We start from the raw sequence: 26,760 nt of genomic DNA, 5'->3' as shown, positions 1-26,760 counted from the left end.
AGTCTAAGGATGAACTTCACGACTCACAAGCCAAAAAGCTGTGTCATTTTGTGAGCAGTCCTGATCCTTGTTTTAGATTAAACAATAAGCTATTCAGCATAGGAATGACCATGAATCTAGAATTGTTTGCACCTGAGCGTTGTGACAACGTACTGCCTTATGACGGCATTGCGCAGGACTATGGTTTGGTGCTGAGTGCGGAGCATAGTGAGCGTTATTTACGGTATTTTCTGCAACATTTGGCATGGCAGCCTGATGAAGGTCTGCTCTTTGGTCAGTATTATCGGACACAGCGCCAAGTGGCATGGTATGGAGATGAGCAGTATCAATATCGTTATTCGGGAGCAGTTAAGCAGGCACAGCTATGGCGGCCTGCTTTGTGGCGACTGAAACAGCAAATTGAACAATGGGTCGGGCATCCCTTTAACTCATGTTTGGCCAATTTATATCAAGATGGTACGCAGGGCTTGGGTTGGCACAGTGATGATGAGCCGAATTTAGGCAGACACGCTGTCATTGCATCTTTGAGTTTGGGGGCAACCCGTAAATTTTGTTTTCAGCATAAACACCGCGCCAACAAGGTTGAGCTACTGTTGCACAGCGGTCAGTTGTTGGTCATGCGTGGCACGACACAACACTATTGGAAACATGCCTTAATGAAGTCCAATAAAATTATACAACCCAGAATTAATCTGACCTTTCGCTATTTTCACACGGCTATTGAATAAAACTTGATTTAGCACTCTAAATCCTTATTCAGGAATAAATTTTAATTGTATTTAAATTCAGTGCTTTAAGGTATCAATAACCTAAATCTTTAAGTGAGTTCTATACTAAAACTGGTATTCAGTACTTCCACCTGTTTTTCAATTTGTTCTGCATTGTCCTGCAAAATTTCAATCAGTTTTTGCAAATTGACAAATTCAAAACGGTTTTTAGATGCCAGCAGCGTCAATGCATAAGGTGCATCTTTAGATGAAAAACGAATCGGTACAGATAAGCCTGCAATTTCTGCATCGAGTTCGCCGTTAGAAAAATAATAGCCTTGTTTTTTGATTTTGCGCATTTGCTGCAAAAAGTCATCTTCATCTTGTGCAAAATTGACTTGTGCCAATTCGTTAGAAAAACGTTGGTAATAGTCTAAAATTTTAGCTTTAGGCAGATGTGCCATAATAATTTTTGGCGATGAGCCGACATAAACAGGACGTGGGCAGCCGCGACCATAAGACAGCAAAGGCGTATCTTTAAAGATTTCGTGATGCACATCAATGCAGGAATCTTGATTGAGTTGGGTCAGCAAACAGCAAAATTCAGTACGTTCCGCAATTTTTTTCATAAACGGAATACTGATGGTGACCAATGGATCGGTCGTGCGAGAGATAAAATCCAATACCGCAATTTTTGGCCCAAGGGTGTAATCTCCCGATGTGCCACTCATGCGCTGCAACAACTCTGCTGAAACCAACTCTTTTAAATAGCGGTAACTGGTAGGCTTAGATAAACCAAGTTCCTCACTAATGGTATCTACATTAATGACAGGACGTGCGGTTGAAAATAAGTCTAAGACTGTGAGAATCTTGCCAAAGCTAGACAGTGCCATGCGGATTTACCCATTCACACCAAAAGGATGGTGTCACTTTATATCAAAAAATCGCCAGACCAATAGACTTTTTAAAGATGATCTTAGGCATTCTAACGATCAATATCCCAATTCTTTCGTTTGTCGTTGTTATCTATTCAGAAACAGGATTTAAGGCTGAATGCCGTGAGGCTCACGATACCAGCTTTCAATCAATAGTGCTGCGGCAAGACTGTCGGCTGCGAGCTTTTTGCCACGCCCTTGGGCTTGATAATGATCAAGCTCATCACGTGCTTCACGTGTGGTTAGGCGTTCATCGACCATTAGGGTGTTGATATTGCTTTGATGGCGTAAGCGTCTAGCAAACTTACGCGCACGGGTAGACAGTTCTGACTCGCTATCATCCATATTTAAAGGTAAGCCCACTAGAAATAATTGTGGCTGATGTTGCTTGATAATTTTTAGCAAGTTTTCCCATTGCGGAATGCCATCTTTCATGGGAAAGAGGGCGAGAGGGGTCGCACTTTCAATCAGTGCCTGCCCCACAGCCATGCCCATTTTTTGCGTACCGAAGTCAAATGCCATAATGGTTTGGGCTTGTGTTGTTTCAGGCATGACCAATCTCTGAAGATAACCATGTTGGATCTACGCCCATTTTACGATAAGCGGCATCCCAACGGTCGTCATAAGGTAAATTGAAAATCAAGTCCATGTCCGATTCACAAATGAGCCAATCGCCACGGGCAATTTCTTGTTCCAGTTGCTGTTTGCCCCAACTGGCATAGCCCAAGGCAATTTGGTAACGTCCAACGCCTTCGTTGTGGGCAATCGCATCTAAAATATCTTTAGAGGTGGTGATACAGACATTTTCACCAACAGCGATAGATGAATGCCAAGTTGGCTGCCCTGTGTGTAAAACAAAACCTGCCTCAGGTCGTAATGGACCACCTTGTAGAACTTCGTGAGGATGCACATTATCTGCGTCTATATCTAAATCATTGAGTAATTCTTTGATTTGGATACCCGATGGACGGTTGATAATAATGCCTTGCGCACCGTCTTCATCATGACGTGCCAAATAGATGACGGTGTTTGCAAAAAACTCATCATTCATATCGGGCGGGGCTATGAGACAGCGATGCGTCAGATATTGTTTAGTCACCTAAGCAATTCTCCTTAATCTGAGGTGGTGGCAAACAGAACTGTAAACCGACTTGGAAACGTAAACGAGTTACAGCCAAATCATGCAAATATACATTTCTTAGCTGTACTTATCCCATAAAACCACTGTGATGACAACTTTGCTTTGGTAAAAGTGAGACAAAGGATAAATAAAAGAATAAATTTAAAATTTAGAAAAAATGATGTCATTAAATTTATCTATTTAGTTACAAAGTTGAAGATATAGGAACATAATAATTGATTGCTTTATTATCTTTGTGATGTGGGTTTGTTTAAATGTTTTAGTGTATATTTTTTAATCTACTTTTAATTTTAACGAATGTGATTTCTGTTTTTTAATTGCAAAATAGGCAGTTTGATTGCATTTATATTCTCTTTTATTAAATATTAAGTTTGTCTAATGAATAGTGGTTTTTTAATATAAAAAATCTATAAGTCTATTTATTTCTTTTGTAAGTTTTGTGCTTTAGTGTAAAATTTGTGTTTTTTATAGCTTGATATGTTTCAATAAATATACATAAAATACATATTGAAACAAAAAATAATTGTTTGTAAGATGGTGAAATTTTCATCTTTTATAGCTTTTTTTGATGGTTTAATATGAATTATTTAATAAAGGGAAGTTTGTTTGCTGCTGTTTTTTCAGCTTCAGTTTTTTCTCAAGCAGCAATTTTTGGAACTTATAATGATGAAGGTAATTTGTTTCGCAGTCATTTGAATAATCATTTATCTGAAGATTTAGTTGCTAAATTTAAAGATAAAGTAGATTCAAAAGACGGCGTACTATATTTACTGGAGCAGGCACGTTTATTACAAGTCAATCATCAGTATGAAGAAAGTTTGAATCATTATAAGCAGGCTTTTGAATTTCTAGATAAACAAAAAAGTCGTGCAAAAATTAGTCTGAGTCGGGTCGGATTTAAGGCACTTTCTATGGTGAGTAATGATTCGGTGGTACCTTATTTGGTGCCACCTCATGAACAGGTATTGGCGCATATTTCTCAAGCGAAAAATTATATTTTTTTAAAAAATCTTGAGGCTGCTGCAGTAGAAATGCGTGTTGCACAGGGCATTCAGCGTGAAATTGAACTGGCACATCAGGCTGAGTTTGAAAAGAAAAAAGAGAAAAATACAAAAGCAAATACATCTTCAAATGCCGCATTGCATGTTTTAGATGAGGCATTTGTTGGCTTAGATCCAATTGCGGGCAAGATTAAGAATACTTATCAAAATGCTTATGCTTTTTATATGGCAGCTAACTTGTGGGAAACCTTAGGCGAATACAACGATGCTTTGGTGGATTACAAAAAAGCTTATGAGTTACAGCCTGATGAGCAGATTGCTAAAGATGTAAAGCGTTTAGATCAATTGGTTGCAAAACAAAGTAATAGTAGTGTGCCTGTTATTGTATTTATTGAACAAGGTATCGTTCCACAGAAAATTGAAAATAAGTTAGATATTCCGACTCCAGGCGGCATTATCAACATTGCTTTTGCGACTTATGAACCTAGCACTTATGTTGCACCCAAAAGCCTGAAAGTGAAGCTGAATAACCGAGTTTTGCAAGACAGTTATGTGATTAGTGATATTGGTGCATTGGCTGTTAAAGACTTAAAAGAAAAAGTCGTTGGAACTTTAACAACCCAAGTGATTCGTGCCACAGCCAAATATGCTGCTCAAAAAGAGCTTGGTAACCAATTTGGTGTTTTAGGGCAATTGGCAGGTAACGTGCTCAATATGGCAACCGAGCGAGCAGATTTACGAGCTTGGACAACTTTGCCAAGTAATACGCAAATTGCACGTCTGAACTTAACGCCAGGGATACACAACTTACAGTTATCGTCAGGTAATTTGTCAAGCTCCTCTGTGAAGTTAGATGTAAAAGCCAATGAGACAGTATTTGTTTATGCACATCATGTAAATGACAAAATTACAGCAAGTGTAAGTAGTATTCCACGCCAATAATTTTGAAGAGAACTTTATGAAAAATCAGTTAAAACTCGCATTACTCGGTCTTAGTGCTGCGGCGATGGTTGGATGTACAGCCCCTAATGCTTTGTCTACACAGACAGATGCGAATAACGAAGTAAGTATTCGCACCATTACCAATAACCCAGTCTTAACCACTGAGGTATTTGTTGAGCGTGTGGGAATGTCTATGGCAGGCGACTTAAAAAAGGCATCAATTGCCATTAAAAACCGCCGTTTCAATAACAAAGATTTTAGCTACAAAATCGTATGGGTCGATGCACATGGGGCAGAAGTGAACCCTGAAGGTGCGATTTGGAAACCAATTCAGTTAACGGGTCGAGAGGTGAAGGGCGTGCAATCTTTAGCACCAAATCCATCGGCTGTAGATGTTGTTGTGTATTTAAAGAAATAAGCGAGATAGAGCAATGAATGCAAAGTTAATCATGGCTGTGGTAGCAACTTCTGTTTTGGCAACAGGTTGTGCAACAACGGGTAGTGCAGTGAGTTATGGTGATGCTCAAGCTGTAGAAACTTTAACGAAAGATTTTGGATCGACAGATCTACAAATGATTGCTGCAAAGATGGTGGATGATATGCTGACCTTCCCACCTGTGGTGCAAATGACGCAAACTCGTCGTCCAGTCATTGTGCTTGATCGTATTCATAACAAGACACAAGAACATATCGATACAGAATCTATTACAGATACGATTCAGAACAAATTAATTAATTCAGGGAAGTTTCGTTTTGTAGATATGAAATCTGTCAATGCGATGGCGCAGCAACTTGCCTATCAAAAGCAAAGCGGCATGGTCAATCAAGCGACTGCAGTGCGTACTGGTGGACATATCGGTGCTGAATATATGCTCAATGGCAATCTATCTAGTATTGTAAAAAATGCAGGTGGTAAGAGCGATGTGTATTACAAGTTCACATTTAAATTGCAGAACTTACAAACTGGCATTGTAGAGTGGACAGGCGAAAAAGAAATCCGTAAGGCAGCAAAGCGCTCAACTTTTGGTCTTTAATTTAATCTGAAAGTAACTGCGCTGTGATAAGCGCAGTTGCTGTTGAAGAATAGAACATGAAAAAAATATTATTTGCAGGCTTATTATCTGGATTACTGTGCAGTCCTGCTTTTGCTGCGATTAAAGAAGTGATTAAAGAGGCAACGGGTAGTGGTCCAACACAACACCAAGCTATTTCTGAAGCATTATTGATTGCAGTTCAATCGGTGAATGGTGCTTCGGTATCGTCACAAATGAATTATGAAGAAACAGTTTCTTTATCTGTAAATAATCAGGGCTGGACATATACGGGTAAAGTTTCACCTGTATTTAGTGTAGCCAATCAAGGTTCGGGTTCTGTCACCAAGTTTCAGGTCTTGGGTGTTTCTGGTGCTAAAAATAATTATCGCGCTAAAGTTCGCGCACATGTGGTGAAGTTTGAATCTACTGTACAAGATCAACACATGCGCCGTATTGCAGTCTTGCCATTTCAAATGGCAGAAAAAAATAACCGCTTAGCCAGCGGTGCTTCTGCTTCTGAGTTTAGTCAAGAATTATCAGATACTTTAGGTACTTATTTGGCACAGTCAGGGCAGTTAAGTGTTGTTGATCGTCATTACATAGATGAAATGCAATTTGAAAATGACTTCCTGTATTGGGATGGTGCACCGCATGAGTTAGCGCGTATTGGTCAAAAAGTAGGTGCTGATTATTTACTCGTGGGGCGTATTAACGATTTGTCAGTTGCTAGCGGTCAACAAATGTATGGGTTAAATGCTGGTGCAGAGCAGGTGCGTTTAACGTGGCGAGTGATTGAAGCGAATACCAGTAAGGTAGTTGCGGCAGGGACTTTTAATCGTACCTTATCGAACTTGATGACACAGAATCTTTTAAATAATAGTTTAAATGATAGTACTGCAGATAAGATTTCCCAAAGTTTAAATCCTGAAATTTTACAGGGTCTTAAACTACAACCTGTGCAATCTTCTAGCAGTCAATTTTATGATACCTCTCCAGGTTATGAAATGACACCTGGTTCAAGTGACCAACCTGTGAAATGGTAAATAATGATTAAGCTTGTTTTAGACCTAAATAAATCCCCCTGAAAATCAGGGGATTTATTTTTTAAGCCTGTTGAAACTTCAATTGGCGTAATTGTTTGGCGTGTTGCAGGGTGGTGTCATTAATTTCAACGCCGCCTGTCATGCGTGCCAATTCTAAAATACGCGCATCTTCTTCTAATTCAACAATGGTGCTGCTGGCAGGGTCGGTCTGACGCTTTTTCACTAAAAGGTGTTGATCAGACTGTGCTGCCACTTGTGCTTGGTGGGTAATACATAAAATTTGAACGTGTTGCGCCAAACCTGCGAGTAAGCGCCCCACAATTTCTGCGGTACCACCACTAATCCCGACATCAATTTCATCAAAAACCAAGACTTCGGCTTCGGTTTTTTCGGCATTCATGACTTGCATAACCAAGGCAATCCGCGATAATTCACCACCAGAAGCCACGCGTGCCAATGGCTGTGCAGGAATACCTTTGTTGGCGGTAAACAATAATTGAATAAAACTTAACCCTTCCGCAGAAACTTGTTCTAAAGGTTCAAATTTAAATTCAAAATGTGCCTCAGGCAGTGCCAACTGTTTGACTTGCTCGGTCAGTTGTTTGGCAAGTGGTGCGGCTGCTTCACGACGGATGTCATCTAAATGTTGTGCTTTGGCTAAAAAGTCCTGATGTGCCACTTCGACTTGTTCTGCCAAAGTTTCAGGGTCTTCAAGTTCATGTAAAGCAGTGAGCTCAGTTTGCCAAGTATCAAATTCTTGTTTTAATAATTCAGGTTGTGTGCGGTATTTACGCGCTAAACGATGAAAAACTTCCAGCTTCTGATTCAGTTCTTCCATGCGCTCTGGATCAAAGCTTTGACGATCAATAAACTGACGTAAATTGGCTGTCGCATCATCTAATTCACTTTGCGCATTTAACAATGAATTATAAATTTCCGATAATTGCTCACTGCGCCCCGCATGCGATTCCAAGCGGCGAATAATCGAAGCAATTTCCTGAGTGATGTTTTGCTCGGCTTCGTCTAAGGCATTTAAGCTATAACTGCAATCCTGCATGATATGTTCATGATGGCTTAGGCGATCAAACTCTTGTTCAATCTCCTTATAATCGATTTGTACCAGTTCTTCGAGTTCTTCGAGCTGTAAGTTTAGAGTTTCGATGCGCTGCTTGCGAGTTGCCTGTGCATCCAGCGCCGCCTGATGCTGTCGGATATTTTTTTGCCAGGTACTATAAGCATCACGTACTGCTTGGGCAGGGGTATAAAAATTATAATAACGATCAAGCCAGTGCTTTGGATAAGGCGGTTCGAGCAATTGTTGCTGACTGTGCTGACTGTATAACTGTACCAGTAAGCGTCCAATTTCTTTCAGCTCTGCCAAACTGCTTGGACGACCATTAATCCATGCTTTGCTGCGCCCTGTGGCAAAAATTACCCGACGTAAATGGATTTCACCAGACTCATCATCTAATTCATGTTCTTTTAGCCATTGTGCTTCAGGGCTATTGTCCTGATAACTGAAACTCGCGGTCACATCGGCTTTATCTGAGCCAAAACGTACATAATTGGTATCGGTACGTTCACCTAAACAGGCAGAGAGCGCATCTAAAAGTAAGGATTTACCTGCACCTGTTTCCCCTGTCAGAACGTTAAAACCTGTTTCAATATCCAGTGCTAAGTGGTCGGCAAGGGCAAAGTTAATCAGTGTTAAATGAGTCAGCATAAACGCATCCAAGCTGCGAAAAGTGTCAGTGAAAGAGAGTCAAGTTTTGGAAATGCCATAACAAGGCTGTTATTTTCTTCTATTTAATTCTAGCTTAAATTGCAGCGCAAACAACAAAAAATGTACCCGATAAGCATCATATATAAAACACATGATCATTTGATCATTTCATTGGATGGTCATTAAATTGCAGTATATTCACTTGGGGAGTTTTCGGTGCTGCTTGATATGGTGGAACTTAAACGATATAGATACTATTCGTGATCTGTTTCACATTCAGATTTAGCACTTTAGTGGGGAAGAATCTAGAGCAGAGTACTTTGCATGCCTCTGGCATTGGCTTAGACTGTGCTGTCAGCGTGTTGCATGCTGCGTATTGAAACATTGTTCAATTTACGCAAAGCCCACTGTAAACACAGATTGATTAGTTCTGAGGACAGAATTAAACTACATCAGTCAAAAATATAAAAACGCGTTACCTGGAGAATACGCATGTCAGCTCAGTTTGATCATGTATCAGTTGTGAAAAAGTCGAATGTCTATTTTGGTGGGCAATGCATCAGTCACACGGTGCAATTTGAAGACGGTACCAAAAAAACCTTAGGGGTAATTTTACCGACTGAACAAGCCTTGACTTTCGAAACGCATGTACCTGAACGTATGGAAATTATTTCAGGTGAATGTCGTGTCAAAATTGCCGATAGCGAAGAAAGTGAATTATTCCGCGCGGGTCAATCGTTCTATGTGCCTGGCAATAGCCGTTTCAGCATCGAAACCGATGAAGTGCTCGATTACGTGTGCCACTTAGAAGGCTAATCAGCCGATAATAGGGTATTGAATTAAGATTTCATTTTTCTCCTGCTTGAGCACCCAATCAAGCGGAATTGAATCAAGAAATTTTCACCCGAATCGGTTAAACTAGATCTTATTGAAATCCTGTAAAGTCAGCTTTGCAGGATTTTTCGTTTTCGCTGGTTTATTGGTGCATTAATTAGAGGTCGTTCATGGCAAAACCTGAATATTATTATGGCGTTCACTCGGTGGAGTCATTATTGGAGCTTGAGCCAGAGCGCGTCTTAACTCTTTTTACCTTAAAAGGGCGTGATGATCAGCGTTTACAAAAGATTTTAGAACTTGTCGAACCATTTGGCATTAGTGTGCAAAAAGCCAGCCGTGACAGCTTGGAAAAACTGGCAGGTTTGCCTTTTCACCAAGGAGTGGTGGCTGCAGTACGCCCACATCCAACTCTGAATGAAAAAGACTTGGATGCCTTGTTGCAGGCTGATAGCAAGCCTTTACTTTTGGCGCTCGACCAAGTCACCGACCCGCATAACTTGGGTGCGTGTATCCGTACTGCCGCTGCGATGGGGGTTACTGCCGTGATTGTGCCGCGTGATCGTTCAGCAAGTTTGACCCCAACTGCACGCAAAGTAGCTGCAGGTGGTGCAGAAAAAGTCAAATTTATCCAAGTGACCAATTTGGCACGTACTTTGGCGCATTTGAAACAAGAGTTTAATGTGCGCGTGGTGGGTACGATGCTGGATGAAAAAGCTTTGCCAATTCAGCAATTTGACTTTACAGGCACAGCAGTATGCGTGGTGATGGGCGCAGAAGATACAGGTTTACGCCCAATTACCCAGTCACAATGTGATCAAACCGTATTTATTCCAATGGCAGGAAATCTGCAAAGTCTGAATGTCAGTGTTGCAACAGGTATGGCCTTGTATGAAGCTTGTCGTCAGCGTCAGGCTTAATTGCTGATTTTGTATTTGCTATTTTATTGATGCTTTCAACACCGTGATTCGTCTATCTCCCCAAAAGCAAGGTTATGCTTTGGTGCTTGTTACCATGTGCATTTGGGGTGGTTTTACCCTAACTGCTCGGCTGAATGCACAATGGCAGATCAGTGCTTGGGATATTACCGCCTTACGCTTTGCTTTGGCTTTTTGTATTTTAATGCCGATTCTTATCTGGAAAAAAGATACGGCATTTTTATGGAAAAAAGAGCCTTTTATTTTGGCAATGATTGGTGGAGTGGGCTATTGCCTGACTGCGTATAGTGCTTTTCATTATGTACCTGCTGCGCATGCTGCCATTTTTTTGAATGGCTGTATTCCTGTTTGTACCGCCATTGCTGCTTGGATGTTATTTCGAGTGCCTTTTGACCGCCATACATGGATCAGTATTGTAATTATGCTGACCGCCATTGCGGGTATGAGTGCGCTGATGTATCAAGAAACAGGTGTTGCCTTTGGACTTGGGGATGGACTGTTTTTTATCAGCGCTATTTGGTGGGGTGTGTTTACGGTTTTATTAAGACAATGGAAGCTCTCCGCTTGGCATGCTATGGCAGGTGTCGCAATTTGGTCGGCAATCGTCTATGTCCCGATTTACGTACTGTTTTTCCCGAAACAACTCACCGCACCCGAACCGATTCATTTATTGCTGCAAACTGTTTTTCATGGGGTATTTGTGGTAATCATCGCAACACTTAGCTATGTCGAGGCAATTAAGCGTTTGGGGGCATTCAAAACTGGTAGTATTGTGACCTTGGCGCCGTTTATTGCTGCGATTCTTGCTGTCCCTTTATTGGGCGAGCCGTTGAGTCTGGCAATTTTATGTGGCTTGATGGGTATGGGGATTGGCGCTTTGCAACCTTGGCGTTGGTGGGCACGACCTGACAGCTTAAAAGCCCAACTTGAACAGCAAAAAAAACAGTCAGATTAATTTGCTTACTGCATCGCTCGCTTTAAATACTGCTGATGCAATACTTCAAGTTTGCTATACAAATGATCTAAATGCCCATCGTTCAGCACAATGTCATCGGCTAGGCGTTGTTTTTCAGCACGTGGCATTTGTGCTTGAATAATTTTATGAATTTGCTCAACCGTTTGACCATCACGTTGTGAGGCACGGTGAATTTGTAGTGCTTCAGTAGCATCAATCAATAATGTATGTTGGGTCAATTGATGTTGATTGGTTTCAAACAAGAGTGGTGAAACCAAAACCACGTAGGGGCTATTGGCAGCATTTAATTGTTGAATAATCGATTCACGAATTGCAGGGTGGGTGATTTTTTCAAGTGCTTGTCGTGCACTTGGTTCTTTGAAAATGTGTTCACGTAAGGCACGACGATCAAGCTCACCATTCTCAAGTAAAACCCAATCGCCAAAGTGTTGTCGAATTTGCTTTAAGGCAGGCTGTCCTTTTTCGACTACTTCACGTGCAACCACATCTGCATCGACCACAACAATGCCTTGGGTCTCAAACCACGCACTGGCTGCAGACTTGCCACTGCCAATTCCTCCTGTTAGACCCAAAACAAAACGCATGTGCTGTCCTTATTGTCCCAAATATACTTTCATGATTGGCTCGCCCCATAAAAAGGCAATCCAGCCCGCAATGGCGATATACGGACCAAACGCAAAGGGTTGATTTTCTTTACGTACTTTTAACAGAATAATGCCAATAATCGCCCCAACTAAGGACGATAGCAGCACAATCAGGGGTAACATCATCGGCCCCATCCATGCACCTAAAGCGGCAAGGAGCTTGAAGTCGCCATAGCCCATGCCTTCTTTGCCTGTGACGATTTTAAATAGGTAATACACCACCCATAGACATAGGAAGCCAATCACATAGCCCCAAATTGCCGAGGTTGGTGAGGTATAGATGGCATAGCTGTTGACGGCCAAACCCAGTGCAGCCAAAGGCAGGGTATAACGGTCTGGCAAGAGTTGTGTATCGAAATCAATGAAGGTGAGCGCAATCAAGGTATAAGTGAGTAGCAAGCCAAATAGCATTTGTACGGTTGGGCCAAATACCGCAAGCACAATCAGAGCGCAAATAGCAGTTAATACCTCAATCAGTGGATAACGTATACTGATCGGGTTTTGGCAGTTGCCACATTTACCGCGTAATACCAACCAACTCAGCACAGGAATATTTTGATACCAACGAATTGGGTTGTGACATTTGGGACAGGTCGATGCAGGTTTGCTGAGGGTGATTTTACTTTCATCAATAATGGCTTGTTCAGGATGTAACAACATTTGGCAGTCGTTACGCCACTCCTGTTCCATCATTTTTGGGGTGCGATAAATCACCACATTCAAAAAACTGCCAATACATAAACTAAAAAGTCCAACTGCGATATAGAGCGCAGTTGGATTTTGGATCAAATACGCGATTAATTCTTGCATTAAACCACAGAACCCATTTGGAAGATTGGAAGGTACATGGCGACAACTAAACCACCCACTAAAATACCCAAGACAGACATAATCAACGGCTCCATCATTGAGGTTAAGCCATCTACTGCGTTGTCGACTTCGTTTTCATAGTGGGTTGCGACTTTATCCAGCATGGCATCTAGCGCACCTGATTCTTCACCAATGGCGACCATTTGCACCGCCATAGAAGGGAATTTATTGGTGACACGCATGGCGAATTGTAGCTGCTGTCCTGTCGCGACATCATCACGTATTTTCATCACCGCTTCTTCATAGACCACGTTATTGGTTGCCCCAGCGGTCGATTCCAAAGCATCAATTAAGGGTACACCAGCAGCAAAAGTAGTGGCTAAAGTACGGCTATAACGCGCGATAATGGCTTTATAGACCAAGTCACCAAAAATAGGCGCTTTCAGTGCCGCTTTGTCTAAGAAGTCACGGAATTTTTTACTGCGTTTTTTAGTTTCCAAGAAACCTGCAATCATGACCCCAATCACAATAATCAGAATAAACCAGTATTTCTGCATCCATTGTGACATGTTGACCACCATTTTAGTGAAGGCAGGCAAGTCTGCACCAAAAGAGCTAAACAACTCTTCAAATACAGGTACAACTTTTACCATCAAAATAATGGTCACAATCACAGCCACCACGATGACCGTTGCAGGGTATTTCATGGCTTTTTTAATTTTTTGTTTGAGTAACTCACTCTTTTCTTTATAGATCGCAACACGATCCAGCATGGTTTCTAGTGCACCCGATTGTTCACCAGATTCAACCAAAGAGCAGAACAGATTGTCAAAATATTGAGGATATTTACGCAATGCGCCAGCAAAGGTATTCCCGCCTTCCACTTCACCTTTAATGCCTAAAACCACTTCACGCATGGCGGGGTTTTCAAGACCTTCGGCAACAATCTCAAAGCTTTGTACCAAAGGCACACCTGCTTTCATCATAGTGGCAAGCTGACGCGTGAAAATAGTGATGTCTAATGTCGACACCCGTTTTTTCATTAAGCCTTCAAGAATATTCTTTTTCTTTTGGCGAATCGTCTTGATGGTAATCCCTTGTTTACGCAATGTGACCTTTGCCAAGGCCATATTACGCGCTGGAATTTCCCCTTTTAACTTAGCCCCTTTGCGGTCAATCCCTTCATAAACGAAGGTGGGCATCATCTGTGCTTTTTTGACAGCCATGCGTATTTATCCTTATTTTAAATTTTACAACTATTCACTGGTCACACGATTGACTTCTTGCAATGAAGTCACCCCCTGCATGACCTTAAGTAACCCCGAACGACGCAGATTGTTAAACCCCGATTTTGCTGACGCATCAGCAATTTGGATGGCATTACCATCCTCCATAATAATTCTAGAAATTTCTGGTGTGACTTTCATCACTTCATAAACACCAACACGTCCTTTATAACCTTCACGGCATTCAGAACAGCCTACAGGTTGATAGACCTGAAATTCTGGATTGCTCAAATCGGCTTCAGTAAAGCCCATTTCCAATAAGCTTTGTTTTGGAATATCGGAAGGAGCTTTGCAATGCGGGCATAGGCGTCGTGCCAAACGCTGTGCAATGACGAGGTTTACCGAAGTTGCGATGTTAAAGGAAGGAACGCCCATGTTGCGTAAACGCGTTAAAGTTTCTGGCGCACTGTTGGTGTGTAGGGTAGATAAAACCATGTGACCTGTTTGGGCAGCTTTAATTGCAATTTCTGCAGTTTCAAGATCACGAATCTCACCCACCATGACAATATCAGGGTCTTGACGTAAGAAAGATTTCAGGGCGGCAGCGAAGGTTAAGCCTACTTTATTGTTGACGTTAACCTGATTGATGCCTTCTAAGTTAATTTCCACAGGGTCTTCGGCGGTGGAAATGTTGGTATCTTCTCTGTTTAAGATATTTAAGCCTGTATATAGCGATACCGTTTTACCCGAACCCGTTGGGCCTGTAATCAGTAACATGCCTTGCGGTTTTTCTAAGGCTTCCATGAACAATTCTTTTTGTTCTGGTTCATAGCCCAAAGCGTCAATCCCAAGCATCGCGCTAGATGGGTCAAGAATACGCAGTACGATTTTTTCACCGAACAATGTTGGCAACGAGTTCACACGGAAGTCGATGGACTTGTTTTTAGATAGTTTTAATTTAATACGACCATCTTGCGGGACACGCTTTTCAGAAATGTCCATTTGGGACATCACTTTTAAACGTGATGCCAAGCGGTTAGCTAACTGTAAGGGTGGGGTGGCAATTTGACGTAATACACCATCGACACGGTAACGCACTCGATAGGTTTTTTCATACGGTTCAAAGTGTAAGTCCGAAGCACCCATGCGAATTGCATCAATCAGTAATTTGTTGATGTATTTAACAATTGGGGATTCATCACCCTGCGGTTCATCTTCTGCAGCTTGTTCTGGTTCGCTGTTACCATCTTCAAAGTTGAGATCGAAGTCATCATCTTCAAATTCAAAAGCAGACTCACTCGCAAAGTTTTGTTCAATCAGTTTTACCAATTTATCGTGTTCGACCACAATGGCTTCAATATTCATTTTACTGTTGAAACGAATGGCATCCATTGCTTCGATATTGGTCGGGTTACTGGTCGCAACGTAAAGCAGGTGATTGCGCTTAAAAATAGGTAAAAGGTTATATTTGCTGAAAAGCTTTTCATCAATGCCTTCACGCACGATGAGCGCAGAGTCATACACGCTTAAATCAAAAATAGGTTCGCCAAACTCATTAGAAATTTTTTCAGCAATGATTAAAGGCGCGATATTTAGGTTTTGAATGAGATAGGGAACAATATCAACATTATCTTTTTGTGCGGCTTTAATGGCAGTTTGCATATTTTCAGCAGAAACGAGCCCATCTTCGACCAAACGTCGAATAAAACCTGTAAATCTAGGTGTAGCTTGTTGTACTGACATTCCCCAACGTCCTCAAAATCAAGATTGTTTATAATTGGTATCTTAAAATTATACTTTTGTTGCACAAAAATACCATATCTGAAAGTGCTGTCACCACCTAAGTATCGCCTAAAAGCATGAACCAGTTACATTAATCTGCTAAAAAAATTGTAAGTCCTGCCATGAAAAGATACTTCATGCAGCAGTTTGATGCAAAGCTTGTACAAAAAACTCAGCAGAAATGTGATTTGCGTGTAGAATGTGCGCGATTAAATGAATTGTTTTTGCAGGTTATTCTATGTCGGCTACGACGATTAAGCCTTGGGTGGTTGGCAATTGGAAGATGAATCCGATACATGCCGATGCTCAGCAACTTATTTCTGAATTTAAAACATTATTACAAGACAGCCCTGTAGAGGCTGAAAAGTGTCATTTGGGGATTGCACCTGTCACTTTGGCTTTAACTCAAATTCAAGCTGCATTGAGCGAAGCAGTACGTCCTGTCTATACCGTTGCACAAGACCTTTCCCGTATTGCGGGTTTGGGTGCATATACAGGCGAAGTCAGTGCAGAATTGCTAAAAGACAGTCAAATTGATTATGTATTGGTTGGGCATTCAGAACGTCGTGAACTTTTTGCAGACACACCAAGCATTTTGAATGAAAAAGTTAAAAATGCCTTGCAGGCAGGTTTGACAGTTATTTATTGTGTGGGTGAAAGTCTGCAACAACGTGAAAGCGGTCAGGCAGAGCAAGTTGTTTTGCAACAAATTTGTGATATTGCTGCTGTGGTTGACGCTGAGCAATGGCAACAGATAGTGATTGCGTATGAACCTATTTGGGCAATTGGTACAGGCAAGACCGCATCACCTGAAGATGCGCAAACCATGCATGCAAAAATCCGTGAAGGTTTAAGCCAAATCACCGCTTATGCGGTGACTCTACCTATTTTATATGGTGGTAGTGTAAAACCAGAAAATGCCGTAGAGTTAGCAGCCTGCCCAGACATTAATGGTGCTTTGGTCGGTGGTGCATCCTTAAATGCGGCATCGTTCCATCAAATTGCGCAAGCCTTTGCAAATACACAATAATGAGGAGTTCAGCATGCAAACATTTGTGCTGGTAGTACATATTATCTTAGCCATTTTAATGATTGGACTAATTTTGGTTCAGCATGGTAAAGGTGCAGATGCAGGCGCTTCTTTTGGTGGCGGTGGTGCGGCAACCGTATTTGGTGCGTCAGGCTCAGGTAACTTTTTAACCCGTTTAACGGCAATTTTAACAGCATTGTTTTTTGCAACCAGTTTAACTTTAGCGGTGTTTGCCAAGAAACAAACCACAGGTGCATATAGTTTGCAGACTGTACAAACGACTGCACCTGCACAGCCAGTATCGCCTGAAACTTCACCAACTGCGCCTAAAAGCGCTGAATAATTTTATTTAGCACTTTCTTTTTTCGCATGATGCGACTAGAATGCGTCACAGCTGCGGTGGTGGTGGAATTGGTAGACACGCTACCTTGAGGTGGTAGTGCTTTCGGGCGTGGGGGTTCAAGTCCCCCCTTCCGCACCAACTTATAATCCAGAAAACATAAGTTGGTGTTAAGCAGCAAATCTGTTGATGCGGGATGGAGCAGTCTGGTAGCTCGTCGGGCTCATAACCCGAAGGTCGTTGGTTCAAATCCAGCTCCCGCTACCAATCAATCCTAAGCTTATCGTGAATTAAGCGTAGGCAACTTAAATTATTTTAGGTTGAGATAAGTATTTACATGTTGTTGCGGGATGGAGCAGTCTGGTAGCTCGTCGGGCTCATAACCCGAAGGTCGTTGGTTCAAATCCAGCTCCCGCTACCAATATTTTAAAAGTGTGATTATGCTCTAATATGAGTTTTACGCTTTATACTGACTAAGGTGCAACTTAAGTCAGGCAAAAATGCTAAGTTTGATTGAAAACTTATTCATATTTGTATATAATTTTTGCACGTTGATGCGGGATGGAGCAGTCTGGTAGCTCGTCGGGCTCATAACCCGAAGGTCGTTGGTTCAAATCCAGCTCCCGCTACCAAGTTTCTAATGGTGTGGTACGTTAGTTTTAGTTGATTGAATTCAGCATAATAAACTAGCAAAGATGGTTAGATTTAGTCTAATCCCCGCAACCAAGTTTCTAAAGAGGCTCACAACTAGGTGGGCCTTTTTGCACAGTGGATATTGGTTTTACTGTGCAAGAATAGGGGCGATTACGCCCTTTTTTATTGGCTATCGTGTAGTGTCGATACAAGCCGTGCGCGGCCTAAAGTCAAAGTGTCATGTTTCACTACTACTATAGTTTGTATGAATGTGTAGTGGTCAAATAAGACCATTGAACCGCAGCAGAATGACGAGAGTAAATGAAGCTATCAAATAAAACTCAAGCACTTCAGGACTTAATTGCGCCAGCAGTGCAAGCATGTGATGTGGATCTTTGGGGAATCGAGTTTATTCCACAAGGTAAGCGTTCTTTGTTACGTATTTATATCGACAAAGCTGTCGATGAAAATGCAGAACCTGTCTTAAATGAAGATGGCGAATTAGAGCAAGGTCGTGGTATTGGTGTGCAAGATTGTGTACGTGTAACCCAGCAAGTTGGTGCAATGCTTGATGTGCATGATCCAATTTCAGGTGAATATGCACTTGAAGTATCCTCTCCGGGTTGGGATCGTCCATTTTTCCAATTAGAGCAATTGCCTGCATATATTGGGCAAACCATTGCGTTACGTTTAATCAGTGCTGTAGAAAACCGTCGTAAATTTCAAGCGAAATTGGTTGCTGTAGATCTGGAAAATGAAACCATTCAGGTCGAAGTGGAAAAACAGCAGGTATTGGAGATTGACAGTCACAATATTGATAAAGCAAACCTGATTTACCAAGATTAATCAAATTAATAAGAATCTGAACGAATAGGTGACTTATGGCACGTGAAATTCTTACCGTCGTTGAAACGGTTAGTAACGAAAAAGGTGTAAGTCGTGAGGCAATTTTTGAGGCGCTTGAACAGGCTCTTGTTGCTGCGACGAAAAAGAAATTCTACGAAGGCACAAACTCAGAAGAAGCACGTTTACGTGTGGAAATTGATCGTAAAACAGGTGACTACAGCACTTTCCGTCAGTGGGAAGTGGTGGCAGATGAAGATCATGAAATGCCTGCATGCCAAGATGCAATTTCTGATGTAGACCCTGCAAAGTGGTCAATTGGCGATATTCGCGAACTTGAAGTTGAGTCAATTGACTTCGGTCGTATTGCTGCGCAAATTGCCAAGCAAGTGATTGTGCAAAAAATTCGTGAAGCAGAACGCGCATTGGTTGCAGATGCTTATGAAGCCAAAGTAGGCGAGCTGATTTACGGTGAAGTGAAAAAGCAAACCAAAGATGGCTTTATTATTGATTTGGGCGACAATGCAGAAGCATATTTGGCGCGTGAAGAAATGATCGCCAAAGAAATTTTGCGTCCTAAGCAGCGTGTGAATGCAATTTTGTACAGCGTGAACCGTGAAGGTCGTGGTGCACAATTGTTGTTGTCACGTGCCAAGCCTGAAATGCTGATTGCATTGATGAAAAAAGAAATTCCAGAAATTTCTGAAGAAATCATCGAAATTAAAGCAGCAGCGCGTCAGCCAGGTGTACGTGCAAAAATTGCAGTAAAAACCAACGACCATCGTATTGACCCTGTAGGTGCATGTATTGGTATGCGTGGTACACGTATCCAAGCGGTACAGCAAGAGTTAAATGGTGAGCGTATTGATGTTGTGGTGTGGTCTGATGATCCAGCACAATATATCGCCAGTGCTTTAGAGCCAGCCGATGTATCGGGTATTGTGATTGATGAAGAAGAACGTACTGCCGACATTATTTTCGCAACCAGCGATCAGTTGGCACGTGCAATTGGTTCACAAGGTCAAAACGTACGTTTAGCCTCTGAACTCACAGGTTATAAGCTGAACATGATGCTTGAAGAAGAGTATCACGCACGTCAGCAAAATGAAGCGCAACAATACTTAGACTTGTTTGTTTCACGTCTAGACATTGCTGAAGATTTGGCGATGGCATTGGTAGAAATGGGCTTCACTTCATTAGAAGAAATTGCGTATGTTCCTGCGGAAACATTTGACGAAATTGATTTAGATGAAGAAATTGTTGAAATGTTACAAGGTCGTGCCAAAGAAGTGGCATTGGCAGACGCATTGCAACAGCAAGAAAATATCCAAGATCCGAGTGCAGAACTTCTAGCAATGGAAGGCATGACACAAGAGATCGCTTATGCGCTTGCCGCTCGTGGTGTCATCACAGTTGATGATTTAGCTGACCAAGCGACTGACGATATCGAAGATATTGAAGGTCTAGGTACAGATAAAGCGGGTCAATTGATTATGAAAGCGCGCGAATCATGGTTTAACTAGGAGGTAATATATGACGGACAAGTCGATTAAAGAGTTAGCGCTCAGTGTAGGTCGTCCAGTTGAGAAACTCCTGGAACAGGTTCGTGACGCAGGTTTACCACAGCGTAACGCTGACGATATTATTTCCACGGAACAACAAAGTACCCTAGTGAACCATTTAAAAAAGGTTCACGGTCAAGAGGGTAAAGCAGGACAAATCACGTTGAAACGTAAAACCACCAGTACCGCTAAAGTGGCAAGTACTTCGGGCAAAGCGAAAACGATTAATGTAGAAGTTCGCAAGAAGCATACATTTGTAAAGCCAGATCCTGAACAGATTAAAGCGGAAGCACTGGCAAAAGCACAGGCGGAAGCAGCTGAAAAAGCGCAAGCAGAACAGCAAGCACGTGACGTGGCAGAAAAGAGCAAAGCGAAAGCAGACGCGCCTCAAGCAGGTGCCGCAAAAGCGAAACAAGCTTTAGATGCAATGCGTGCAGCAGCCAAGCAAGAAACAGCCAAGCAAGAAGTTGCAAAAGCTGCGGTTGTGGTGAAACGTAAGTCAACCAACAAGCCAATTGTGAAGCAAGCAGTGAAAGTCACTGAAACACCTGAGCAAAAGAAAGCGCGTGAAGCGCAAGCAGCTCAGTTGAAAGCGACTGAAGAAGCAGCACGTCGTAAAGCTGCTGAAGAAGCGCAGCAACGTACGCTTGAGCAAATGCGTCAGATGGCATCTAAATACTCAAATGAAGATGCAACCGCTACCATTCGTGTGGTAGATGATTCTCCATTGGCGGCTGGTCTTGTGGGTCAGGCTTATGAAGATTCATTTGCCAAAGAAGACCGTGAAATCAAGCGTGGTACCAGCACCACCAATACACGTTCACCGAAAAAAGGTGGTCGTCGTGGTCAGGAAGAACAGTCTTTCAGCCAAAACTCACATAAACGCGGTTTGAAAACGAGCCAAGCCAACAAGCACGGCTTTGAAAAACCAGTTAAAAAACAAGTTTATGATGTTGAAATTGGTGCAACGATTGTGGTTGCGGACTTGGCTGCAAAAATGGCAGTTAAAGTACGCGAAGTTATTAAATCACTCATGAAAATGGGTGAGTTAGTTACGCAAAACCAAGCGATTGAGCAAGAAGTTGCAGCACTTGTAGTTGAGGAAATGGGCCACAACCCAGTTCTAGTATCTGATACGCAAGCTGAAGATAACTTACTTGAAGCTGCTGAAGAGGCACGTGGTGTTCAAACGACACGTCCACCAGTGGTGACCATCATGGGTCACGTTGACCATGGTAAGACATCATTACTTGACCGTATTCGTCGTGCCAAAGTGGCTGCAGGCGAAGCGGGTGGTATTACCCAGCACATTGGTGCATACCACGTACAAACCGATAAAGGCATTATCACCTTCTTAGATACACCGGGACACGCAGCGTTTACTGCAATGCGTTCACGTGGTGCGAAAGCGACAGATATCGTGGTATTGGTCGTTGCGGCAGATGATGGTGTGATGCCACAAACTGCAGAAGCCATTGACCATGCGCGTGCAGCGGGTACGCCAATTATTGTTGCCATTAACAAAATGGACAAAGAATCGGCTGATCCAGACCGCGTATTGAATGAATTGACCACCAAAGAAATCGTACCTGAACAATGGGGCGGTGACGTACCTGTTGCAATGGTTTCGGCGCATTCAGGTCAAGGTATTGATGAACTTCTTGACTTAATTTCAATTCAAGCAGAAATGATGGAATTGAAAGCATCTGAAGAAGGTGCAGCGCAAGGTGTGGTGATTGAAGCGCGTGTAGATAAAGGTCGCGGTGCAGTGACGTCAATTCTGGTACAAAACGGTACTTTGAATGTAGGTGACTTGGTACTTGCAGGTTCATCTTATGGTCGCGTACGTGCCATGACTGATGAAAACGGTAAGCGTATTAAATCTGCAGGTCCTTCAATTCCAGTTGAAATTTTAGGTTTACCTGAAGCGCCAATGGCAGGTGACGAAGTTCTTGTTGTAAATGACGAGAAGAAAGCACGTGAAGTTGCCGATGCGCGTATGGATCGTGAGCGTCAAAAACGTCTTGAGCGTCAAAGCGCAATGCGTCTTGAAAACATCATGGCATCAATGGGCAAAAAAGACGTTCCATTTGTCAATGTGGTATTGAAGACCGATGTACGTGGTACTTTGGAAGCCTTGATTGTTGCCTTGGGCGAGTTATCTACCGATGAAGTACGTGTACGTGTGATTGGTTCAGGCGTAGGTGCGATCACTGAGTCTGACGTTACGCTTGCAGAATCTTCAGAAGCTGTATTACTGGGCTTTAACGTACGTGCTGACAATACTGCGCGTCAAAAAGCCGATGCCGATGGTATTGACATTCGTTACTACAGCATCATCTATCAATTAATTGATGATGTGAAAGATGCGATGAGCGGTAAGCTTGCACCTGAACACCGTGAAACTATTTTGGGTGTTGCAGAAGTGCGTGAAGTGTTCCACTCAAGTAAGTTCGGTGCAGCTGCAGGTTGTATGGTACTTGAAGGCGTACTTCACCGTAACAAACCAATTCGCGTATTACGTGATGATGTGGTGGTATTCCAAGGTGAGCTTGAGTCACTTCGTCGTTATAAAGACGTGGTGGAAGAAGTTCGCGCAGGTATGGAATGTGGTCTTGCAGTAAAAGGCTATAAAGACATCAAACCACTTGATAAGATTGAAGTGTACGATGTTCAATTGATTAAACGGAGTCTTTAATGGCGGGTAGTCAACGTCTGAAGCGTATGGCGGATACAGTACAGCGTGAGCTGTCAGAACTGATTCGCCAAGAGCTGAAAGATCCACGCTTAGGTGGTCTTGTGACCATCTCTGCAGTGAAGGTGAGCCCAGACTTAGGATATGCGGAAGTGTACGTGACCGTCATGGGACGTGAATTAGGCGATGAGCAAAGCGAAACGGCAAATAAAGAAACCTTGGATGTGTTGAATAAAGCATCAGGCTTCTTGCGCCATGAGTTAAGCCGTCGTATTAAGACACGTATTACCCCGCGTTTGCGTTTTCACTACGATAAAACCAATGCCTATGGTAACTATATGTTTGGTTTGATTGCAGAAGCGGTAAAAGATTTACCTCCTGCAGCACCTAAGCAAGATGAAGAATAAATCAGTGATGATAAAAAATGCCACCTTCGGGTGGCATTTTTTTGTCTATCATGTTTGAGCTTTTGCAATGTAAGCAAGGTTATATCGGATACGATGCTTTTTTTAATGCCTGACTAATATTCTAGACCAAATCATCATGGGACTTTTTTTCATAACGACGTAAATTACGACGTTGGCGTTGCCACGGTAATGGACGGTCTAAGGTTTCAGGCACATTGCCACTCATCGAACGTAAACGTAAATGCAGTGCTGCCTGTGCCATTAAATTGGCAGAAACAGGCGCGGTAATAAACGCAAATAGGGTGATTAATACTTCTGCAAAGCCAAATCGTCCTTCAAATGCCGCATAAATAATGGCTGCAATTAAGAAACTGCCTAGTCCTAAAGTACTGGATTTTGTAGGGGCATGCAGTCGCATAAATAAGTCGGGTAGGCGAACCATGCCAATGCCGCCCACCAACATGAAAAATGCGCCAATAATTAAAAAGAATGACACTAAAATTTCCATGAGTAATTGCATGTTCATTCTCCTTAATCAATCACATGACCACTGGTGAAGTAACGCGCCAGTGCTGCAGTAGACACAAAGCCTAGCATCGCCACCAATAACGCACCTTCAAATAATGAGGTACTGGTCCAATAGATACCCAGAACCACCACCAAGCAGGTCGCATTTAAAAACAAGGTATCCAAGGCCAACAGGCGGTCTACAATTGAAGGGCCAATAATCAGGCGATATAGGCACATAAACATGGACAGCGTAATCGCAACCATGCAGATTCCAAGTGCATAAGGCAGAATCATCATTGCTTTTCTCCTGACTGTGCACCAAAAATTTCAATCAGCGGTTTTTCATAACGATTTTTGATGTCTTGAATATCTACACTTTCATCTGCAGTGTTTAAGGCATGCACCAAAATATCGCCACGGTCTTGGTCAATACCTGCTGTAACCGTGCCTGGTGTGGTGGTAATGATCATCGCCAAAATACTGTTGACCTGTTCGTGTTGTGTTTCGAGAGGGACACGGAACCATTTTGGCTGCATACGGTCTGTTGGGCCAAGTACCAGTTTTGCGACACGAATATTACAAATCATAATATCCCAGACCACCACGAAGAATAAGCGAATGGCTGCAGTCCAGTTGATGTCTGGTGTACGCGCAATAAAGGGCTGGATCAGTTTGGGAATCAAGAGCGCCAAGACCAGTGCCATCAACAGATTCCCTGCAGAAACACTATGCGCCAACATCAGCCAACTCAGTGCCACCAAGACAGATACAAACGGGTGTGGCAGCAGGTTACCCCAAAACGAAGTTTTTGGTCTCGTTTTTTGCATGTTTAGGGCTCCGCAGGTTTGAGTTGAGTATCGCTAGGTTGCTGTGCTTCCTCACGATTTTGCTGTTGAATCTGACGTTGTTTATAGTCAGAAATATGCTCGCCTTCCAAGGTGTTTGGATCAATCACATAGGGAATTAAATGTGCATTGGTGTCAATTGCTTCGCCACCGTACTTGGTTTGAGGTAAGTACAATGGATCATAAGGTTGTACGCTAATCACATTTGCAGCACGGTCTTTTTTCAGAATCAGTGCTTCATAGGCCGCATTATGTTGAATCTGCTGTGCAGTCTTCAGCATATATTGTTGAATTGGATTGGCAAATACCACGTACAGCACTAAACCCGTTAGGAGAAAATAAATGACACGGTCATTACGGGGCGGTGCAATCGCAGGTAGTGCCTGATATTCATAATAGGCTTCAGTTTGCGCATCATCTTCAGGTTTGGTCGCGCGCCAAAATAAAATAAAGCCGACACGGGTGAATGCAATAATACTCAGCAAGCTGACCAAGAGAATAATGCCAATAATCCAGCCTTGATGTGCCATATTGGCGGTGGCTTGCAAAATAAAGACCTTGCCCAAAAAGCCACTAAACGGTGGCAAACCTGCCATCATTAAGGCAATCATGAAGTATGTGATTGCCAGTACTTTGTGTTGCTTCATTTGCGGGGCAATATTGAAGTGATCTTTAAATGCGCCACGTTGTGAGGTAATCCAGCCACACAGCAAATAGAAAGCCGCTGCAATTAAGGTACTGTGTACCAAGTAATACAGTGCAGCTGACCATGCCTGTGTGTTCAGCATCGAAATGGCAATCAGGATCGTACCAATTGAAGACAGCACCATAAAACCGACAAAACGACGTAAGCGCTCTGCACCAATTGCGCCTATGACCCCATACAGTGAGGTAATTAGACCAATCGGCAGTAACCAGTCTTGTAGGATTTTATGGCTCAGCGCATCATCAAATACGGTTCCATTGACCCGCAAAATGGCATACACACCGACTTTGGTCATGATGGTGAATAAGGCTGCCACAGGGGTTGTCGCCACGGCATAGGTTTTAGGTAGCCAGAAACCGACAGGAAGCATGGCGGCTTTAATACCAAACACCACAAATAACAGTAAGCCACCTGCCACCGCAATTTTATGTGCATCAGCATCGAGTAGCGGAATCAGACGCGCCACATCGGTCATATTTAAACTGCCGACACTGCCGTAAATCATCCCTAAACCAATTAGGAACAGGGCAGAGGCTAACAGGTTGATGGTGACGTAATGAATCCCGAGTTGAAAACGTGCTTTGCCCTGACCGTGCAATAACAACACATACGAGGCCAGCAACAAGATTTCAAAGAATACGAACAGGTTAAATAAGTCGCCTGTGAGGAATGCACCGCAAAGTCCCATGAGTAGGAAATGCACCATGGTATGAAAATAGCGACCACGTTCATCCCATTTTTTGCTGGAAAACCACAGTAATGGCAAGGCAAGTGAATAAGTCAGTACCAACATGAGGGCAGACAGTTGATCTAGCACTAAAATAATGCCAAACGGGGCGGCCCATTCGCTCAAATTATAAATAATAATTTGCCCACTGCTGACCTGAATTAAATAGCTGATCGCCGTGATTAAACCGAGCGTGGCAGAAAGATAACTAATGCCACGACGCCATGGCTGACGCCAGTCATGTGAGAGTGAACCAAAGCCCGGATTGCCTAATAGCACTAAAATAAATGCGGTAAAGGTTGGAATCAGGATGCTAAAAATAGGTGAATGCTGTAGCCAAAATTGGAGGAAATCAGTCATTATGGCTCATCCTCACGTGGGTCGAGCAGTGGATGTTCTTCTTTGGCATCGACGTGGTCTGTCCCTGTTTCATAACGGCTACGCAGCGCCAATTGCACAATAAATGCGGTGGTGGCAAAACCAATCACAATTGCGGTTAATACCAAGGCTTGTGGTAATGGGTCGGTGACTTTTGAAGCTTCAGTCAAAATTGCAGGTGCATTGAGCTGAATACGCCCCATGCTGAATAAGAAAATATTGACGGCATAACCAATCATCGCCAAGCCCAAAACCACAGGAAAGGTACGGGCACGTAAAATTAAATAGATTCCTGTCGCGACTAACATTCCAATGGCAGACGCAATTAAAAACTCAATACTAATCATT

General features: G+C 42.6%; 27 protein-coding genes and 4 tRNA genes. 18 read left to right on the top strand and 13 right to left on the bottom strand.

Going from position 1 to position 26,760, the window contains the following annotated elements; translation table 11 throughout:
* The first annotated feature begins 110 nt into the window (after positions 1-110).
* The gene (locus tag FTT78_RS04680) at positions 111-728 is read left to right on the top strand and encodes an alpha-ketoglutarate-dependent dioxygenase AlkB (protein WP_180043881.1); all 618 of its coding nucleotides are present in this window, start codon (positions 111-113) and stop codon (positions 726-728) included.
* Positions 729-817: 89 nt separating this feature from the next.
* On the opposite strand, the gene FTT78_RS04675 is transcribed toward FTT78_RS04680, so the two are convergent.
* The 3 genes from FTT78_RS04675 to FTT78_RS04665 all read right to left on the bottom strand — a co-directional run bounded on the left by FTT78_RS04675 (position 818) and on the right by FTT78_RS04665 (position 2,741).
* Positions 818-1,600 carry an IclR family transcriptional regulator gene (locus tag FTT78_RS04675; RefSeq protein WP_004975841.1) on the bottom strand — a complete coding sequence of 261 codons (783 nt, stop codon included), beginning with the start codon at positions 1,598-1,600 and terminating at the stop codon, positions 818-820.
* A gap of 150 nt (positions 1,601-1,750) precedes the next feature.
* Entirely contained in the window at positions 1,751-2,194 is a 444-nt protein-coding gene (gene ruvX / locus FTT78_RS04670; protein WP_104852952.1) for a Holliday junction resolvase RuvX, read from the bottom strand.
* On the bottom strand, positions 2,187-2,741 hold the full coding sequence (locus FTT78_RS04665) for a YqgE/AlgH family protein (protein ID WP_004975844.1): 555 nt from the start codon (positions 2,739-2,741) through the stop codon (positions 2,187-2,189). The genes ruvX and FTT78_RS04665 overlap by 8 nt, the downstream gene beginning before the upstream one ends.
* 620 nt (positions 2,742-3,361) lie before the next feature.
* On the opposite strand from FTT78_RS04665, the gene FTT78_RS04660 reads away from it, so the two are divergent.
* Genes FTT78_RS04660 through FTT78_RS04645 form a run of 4 tightly spaced genes read left to right on the top strand, consistent with a single transcriptional unit; the run spans position 3,362 to position 6,803 of the window.
* Positions 3,362-4,726 (top strand): COG3014 family protein, encoded by a 1,365-nt coding sequence (locus tag FTT78_RS04660; RefSeq protein WP_154321119.1) that lies wholly within the window; start codon positions 3,362-3,364, stop codon positions 4,724-4,726.
* Between the two features lie 16 nt (positions 4,727-4,742).
* Positions 4,743-5,144 (top strand): DUF1425 domain-containing protein, encoded by a 402-nt coding sequence (locus tag FTT78_RS04655; RefSeq protein WP_004975847.1) that lies wholly within the window; start codon positions 4,743-4,745, stop codon positions 5,142-5,144.
* 13 nt (positions 5,145-5,157) lie between these two features.
* Positions 5,158-5,760, top strand: a complete 603-nt coding sequence (lpoB, locus tag FTT78_RS04650; RefSeq protein ID WP_004975849.1) for a penicillin-binding protein activator LpoB — start codon at positions 5,158-5,160, stop codon at positions 5,758-5,760.
* Between the two features lie 56 nt (positions 5,761-5,816).
* Complete coding sequence (locus tag FTT78_RS04645; protein WP_180043882.1) at positions 5,817-6,803, top strand: CsgG/HfaB family protein; 987 nt, start codon at positions 5,817-5,819, stop codon at positions 6,801-6,803.
* A 61-nt stretch (positions 6,804-6,864) separates the two neighbouring features.
* Here the strand turns inward: FTT78_RS04645 and recN are convergent, their stop codons facing one another.
* Positions 6,865-8,526 (bottom strand): DNA repair protein RecN, encoded by a 1,662-nt coding sequence (gene recN / locus FTT78_RS04640; RefSeq protein WP_154321118.1) that lies wholly within the window; start codon positions 8,524-8,526, stop codon positions 6,865-6,867.
* A gap of 492 nt (positions 8,527-9,018) precedes the next feature.
* On the opposite strand from recN, the gene FTT78_RS04635 reads away from it, so the two are divergent.
* The 3 genes from FTT78_RS04635 to FTT78_RS04625 all read left to right on the top strand — a co-directional run bounded on the left by FTT78_RS04635 (position 9,019) and on the right by FTT78_RS04625 (position 11,253).
* Positions 9,019-9,342 carry a pyrimidine/purine nucleoside phosphorylase gene (locus FTT78_RS04635; protein WP_004975854.1) on the top strand — a complete coding sequence of 108 codons (324 nt, stop codon included), beginning with the start codon at positions 9,019-9,021 and terminating at the stop codon, positions 9,340-9,342.
* Positions 9,343-9,530: 188 nt separating this feature from the next.
* Positions 9,531-10,280 (top strand): 23S rRNA (guanosine(2251)-2'-O)-methyltransferase RlmB, encoded by a 750-nt coding sequence (gene rlmB / locus FTT78_RS04630; RefSeq protein WP_180043884.1) that lies wholly within the window; start codon positions 9,531-9,533, stop codon positions 10,278-10,280.
* A 43-nt stretch (positions 10,281-10,323) separates the two neighbouring features.
* Positions 10,324-11,253 carry a DMT family transporter gene (locus FTT78_RS04625; protein WP_179988499.1) on the top strand — a complete coding sequence of 310 codons (930 nt, stop codon included), beginning with the start codon at positions 10,324-10,326 and terminating at the stop codon, positions 11,251-11,253.
* Positions 11,254-11,258: 5 nt separating this feature from the next.
* Here the strand turns inward: FTT78_RS04625 and coaE are convergent, their stop codons facing one another.
* Genes coaE through pilB form a run of 4 tightly spaced genes read right to left on the bottom strand, consistent with a single transcriptional unit; the run spans position 11,259 to position 15,697 of the window.
* A complete protein-coding gene (gene coaE, locus FTT78_RS04620) occupies positions 11,259-11,858 on the bottom strand; it encodes a dephospho-CoA kinase (RefSeq protein ID WP_179997300.1) in 600 nt (199 codons plus the stop codon).
* Positions 11,859-11,867: 9 nt separating this feature from the next.
* Positions 11,868-12,728: an A24 family peptidase gene (locus tag FTT78_RS04615; protein WP_180043886.1), complete on the bottom strand. Its 861-nt coding sequence runs from the start codon at positions 12,726-12,728 to the stop codon at positions 11,868-11,870.
* Positions 12,728-13,954 (bottom strand): type II secretion system F family protein, encoded by a 1,227-nt coding sequence (locus tag FTT78_RS04610; protein WP_179997302.1) that lies wholly within the window; start codon positions 13,952-13,954, stop codon positions 12,728-12,730. Before FTT78_RS04610 ends, FTT78_RS04615 begins: the two co-directional genes overlap by 1 nt.
* Positions 13,955-13,984: 30 nt before the next feature.
* The gene (gene pilB, locus FTT78_RS04605; RefSeq protein ID WP_179996326.1) at positions 13,985-15,697 is read right to left on the bottom strand and encodes a type IV-A pilus assembly ATPase PilB; all 1,713 of its coding nucleotides are present in this window, start codon (positions 15,695-15,697) and stop codon (positions 13,985-13,987) included.
* Positions 15,698-15,974: 277 nt separating this feature from the next.
* Here pilB and tpiA point away from each other — a divergent pair, with 277 nt between their 5' ends.
* The 10 genes from tpiA to FTT78_RS04555 all read left to right on the top strand — a co-directional run bounded on the left by tpiA (position 15,975) and on the right by FTT78_RS04555 (position 23,246).
* Positions 15,975-16,766, top strand: a complete 792-nt coding sequence (gene tpiA / locus FTT78_RS04600) for a triose-phosphate isomerase (protein ID WP_019836081.1) — start codon at positions 15,975-15,977, stop codon at positions 16,764-16,766.
* 13 nt (positions 16,767-16,779) lie between these two features.
* Complete coding sequence (gene secG, locus FTT78_RS04595; protein WP_004975868.1) at positions 16,780-17,109, top strand: preprotein translocase subunit SecG; 330 nt, start codon at positions 16,780-16,782, stop codon at positions 17,107-17,109.
* A gap of 53 nt (positions 17,110-17,162) precedes the next feature.
* Positions 17,163-17,247, top strand: a tRNA-Leu gene (locus FTT78_RS04590).
* Between the two features lie 49 nt (positions 17,248-17,296).
* Positions 17,297-17,373: transfer RNA gene (locus FTT78_RS04585), tRNA-Met, on the top strand.
* 77 nt (positions 17,374-17,450) lie between these two features.
* A tRNA-Met gene (locus FTT78_RS04580) sits at positions 17,451-17,527 on the top strand.
* A 134-nt stretch (positions 17,528-17,661) separates the two neighbouring features.
* Positions 17,662-17,738 (top strand) — tRNA-Met (locus FTT78_RS04575).
* A 322-nt stretch (positions 17,739-18,060) separates the two neighbouring features.
* The gene (gene rimP, locus FTT78_RS04570; protein ID WP_004975871.1) at positions 18,061-18,585 is read left to right on the top strand and encodes a ribosome maturation factor RimP; all 525 of its coding nucleotides are present in this window, start codon (positions 18,061-18,063) and stop codon (positions 18,583-18,585) included.
* A gap of 35 nt (positions 18,586-18,620) precedes the next feature.
* Positions 18,621-20,105, top strand: a complete 1,485-nt coding sequence (gene nusA, locus FTT78_RS04565; protein ID WP_131261098.1) for a transcription termination factor NusA — start codon at positions 18,621-18,623, stop codon at positions 20,103-20,105.
* Between the two features lie 10 nt (positions 20,106-20,115).
* On the top strand, positions 20,116-22,842 hold the full coding sequence (gene infB, locus FTT78_RS04560; protein ID WP_178866000.1) for a translation initiation factor IF-2: 2,727 nt from the start codon (positions 20,116-20,118) through the stop codon (positions 22,840-22,842).
* On the top strand, positions 22,842-23,246 hold the full coding sequence (locus tag FTT78_RS04555) for a ribosome-binding factor A (protein ID WP_004975876.1): 405 nt from the start codon (positions 22,842-22,844) through the stop codon (positions 23,244-23,246). Before infB ends, FTT78_RS04555 begins: the two co-directional genes overlap by 1 nt.
* Before the next feature lie 121 nt (positions 23,247-23,367).
* Here FTT78_RS04555 and FTT78_RS04550 read toward each other — a convergent pair whose 3' ends face one another.
* The 5 genes from FTT78_RS04550 to FTT78_RS04530 are packed head-to-tail and all read right to left on the bottom strand — an operon-like array spanning position 23,368 to position 26,759.
* Entirely contained in the window at positions 23,368-23,766 is a 399-nt protein-coding gene (locus FTT78_RS04550; RefSeq protein ID WP_004975877.1) for a Na+/H+ antiporter subunit G, read from the bottom strand.
* Between the two features lie 11 nt (positions 23,767-23,777).
* A complete protein-coding gene (locus FTT78_RS04545) occupies positions 23,778-24,053 on the bottom strand; it encodes a monovalent cation/H+ antiporter subunit F (RefSeq protein ID WP_004975880.1) in 276 nt (91 codons plus the stop codon).
* Positions 24,050-24,583, bottom strand: coding sequence for a Na+/H+ antiporter subunit E (locus tag FTT78_RS04540; RefSeq protein ID WP_180043888.1), 534 nt, complete (start codon positions 24,581-24,583; stop codon positions 24,050-24,052). Before FTT78_RS04540 ends, FTT78_RS04545 begins: the two co-directional genes overlap by 4 nt.
* A gap of 2 nt (positions 24,584-24,585) precedes the next feature.
* Positions 24,586-26,394 carry a monovalent cation/H+ antiporter subunit D gene (locus FTT78_RS04535; RefSeq protein WP_180043890.1) on the bottom strand — a complete coding sequence of 603 codons (1,809 nt, stop codon included), beginning with the start codon at positions 26,392-26,394 and terminating at the stop codon, positions 24,586-24,588.
* On the bottom strand, positions 26,394-26,759 hold the full coding sequence (locus FTT78_RS04530; RefSeq protein ID WP_004975886.1) for a Na+/H+ antiporter subunit C: 366 nt from the start codon (positions 26,757-26,759) through the stop codon (positions 26,394-26,396). The genes FTT78_RS04535 and FTT78_RS04530 overlap by 1 nt, the downstream gene beginning before the upstream one ends.
* Position 26,760 lies beyond the last annotated feature (1 nt).

The sequence above is a fragment of the Acinetobacter sp. YH01011 genome (genome assembly GCF_013420785.1).
GTDB classification, from domain to species: Bacteria; Pseudomonadota; Gammaproteobacteria; order Pseudomonadales; family Moraxellaceae; genus Acinetobacter; species Acinetobacter towneri.
This window is presented reverse-complemented; position numbering and strand designations above follow the sequence as displayed.

Coding starts and splice junctions, on each gene's coding strand:
- FTT78_RS04680 (WP_180043881.1), top strand. CDS start 111: ATGAATCTAGAATTGTTTGCACCTGAGCGTTGTGACAACGTACTGCCT.
- FTT78_RS04675 (WP_004975841.1), bottom strand. CDS start 1,600: ATGGCACTGTCTAGCTTTGGCAAGATTCTCACAGTCTTAGACTTATTT.
- ruvX (WP_104852952.1), bottom strand. CDS start 2,194: ATGCCTGAAACAACACAAGCCCAAACCATTATGGCATTTGACTTCGGT.
- FTT78_RS04660 (WP_154321119.1), top strand. CDS start 3,362: ATGAATTATTTAATAAAGGGAAGTTTGTTTGCTGCTGTTTTTTCAGCT.
- FTT78_RS04655 (WP_004975847.1), top strand. CDS start 4,743: ATGAAAAATCAGTTAAAACTCGCATTACTCGGTCTTAGTGCTGCGGCG.
- lpoB (WP_004975849.1), top strand. CDS start 5,158: ATGAATGCAAAGTTAATCATGGCTGTGGTAGCAACTTCTGTTTTGGCA.
- FTT78_RS04645 (WP_180043882.1), top strand. CDS start 5,817: ATGAAAAAAATATTATTTGCAGGCTTATTATCTGGATTACTGTGCAGT.
- recN (WP_154321118.1), bottom strand. CDS start 8,526: ATGCTGACTCATTTAACACTGATTAACTTTGCCCTTGCCGACCACTTA.
- FTT78_RS04635 (WP_004975854.1), top strand. CDS start 9,019: ATGTCAGCTCAGTTTGATCATGTATCAGTTGTGAAAAAGTCGAATGTC.
- rlmB (WP_180043884.1), top strand. CDS start 9,531: ATGGCAAAACCTGAATATTATTATGGCGTTCACTCGGTGGAGTCATTA.
- coaE (WP_179997300.1), bottom strand. CDS start 11,858: ATGCGTTTTGTTTTGGGTCTAACAGGAGGAATTGGCAGTGGCAAGTCT.
- FTT78_RS04615 (WP_180043886.1), bottom strand. CDS start 12,728: ATGCAAGAATTAATCGCGTATTTGATCCAAAATCCAACTGCGCTCTAT.
- FTT78_RS04610 (WP_179997302.1), bottom strand. CDS start 13,954: ATGGCTGTCAAAAAAGCACAGATGATGCCCACCTTCGTTTATGAAGGG.
- pilB (WP_179996326.1), bottom strand. CDS start 15,697: ATGTCAGTACAACAAGCTACACCTAGATTTACAGGTTTTATTCGACGT.
- tpiA (WP_019836081.1), top strand. CDS start 15,975: ATGTCGGCTACGACGATTAAGCCTTGGGTGGTTGGCAATTGGAAGATG.
- secG (WP_004975868.1), top strand. CDS start 16,780: ATGCAAACATTTGTGCTGGTAGTACATATTATCTTAGCCATTTTAATG.
- rimP (WP_004975871.1), top strand. CDS start 18,061: ATGAAGCTATCAAATAAAACTCAAGCACTTCAGGACTTAATTGCGCCA.
- nusA (WP_131261098.1), top strand. CDS start 18,621: ATGGCACGTGAAATTCTTACCGTCGTTGAAACGGTTAGTAACGAAAAA.
- infB (WP_178866000.1), top strand. CDS start 20,116: ATGACGGACAAGTCGATTAAAGAGTTAGCGCTCAGTGTAGGTCGTCCA.
- FTT78_RS04555 (WP_004975876.1), top strand. CDS start 22,842: ATGGCGGGTAGTCAACGTCTGAAGCGTATGGCGGATACAGTACAGCGT.
- FTT78_RS04550 (WP_004975877.1), bottom strand. CDS start 23,766: ATGCAATTACTCATGGAAATTTTAGTGTCATTCTTTTTAATTATTGGC.
- FTT78_RS04545 (WP_004975880.1), bottom strand. CDS start 24,053: ATGATGATTCTGCCTTATGCACTTGGAATCTGCATGGTTGCGATTACG.
- FTT78_RS04540 (WP_180043888.1), bottom strand. CDS start 24,583: ATGCAAAAAACGAGACCAAAAACTTCGTTTTGGGGTAACCTGCTGCCA.
- FTT78_RS04535 (WP_180043890.1), bottom strand. CDS start 26,394: ATGACTGATTTCCTCCAATTTTGGCTACAGCATTCACCTATTTTTAGC.
- FTT78_RS04530 (WP_004975886.1), bottom strand. CDS start 26,759: ATGATTAGTATTGAGTTTTTAATTGCGTCTGCCATTGGAATGTTAGTC.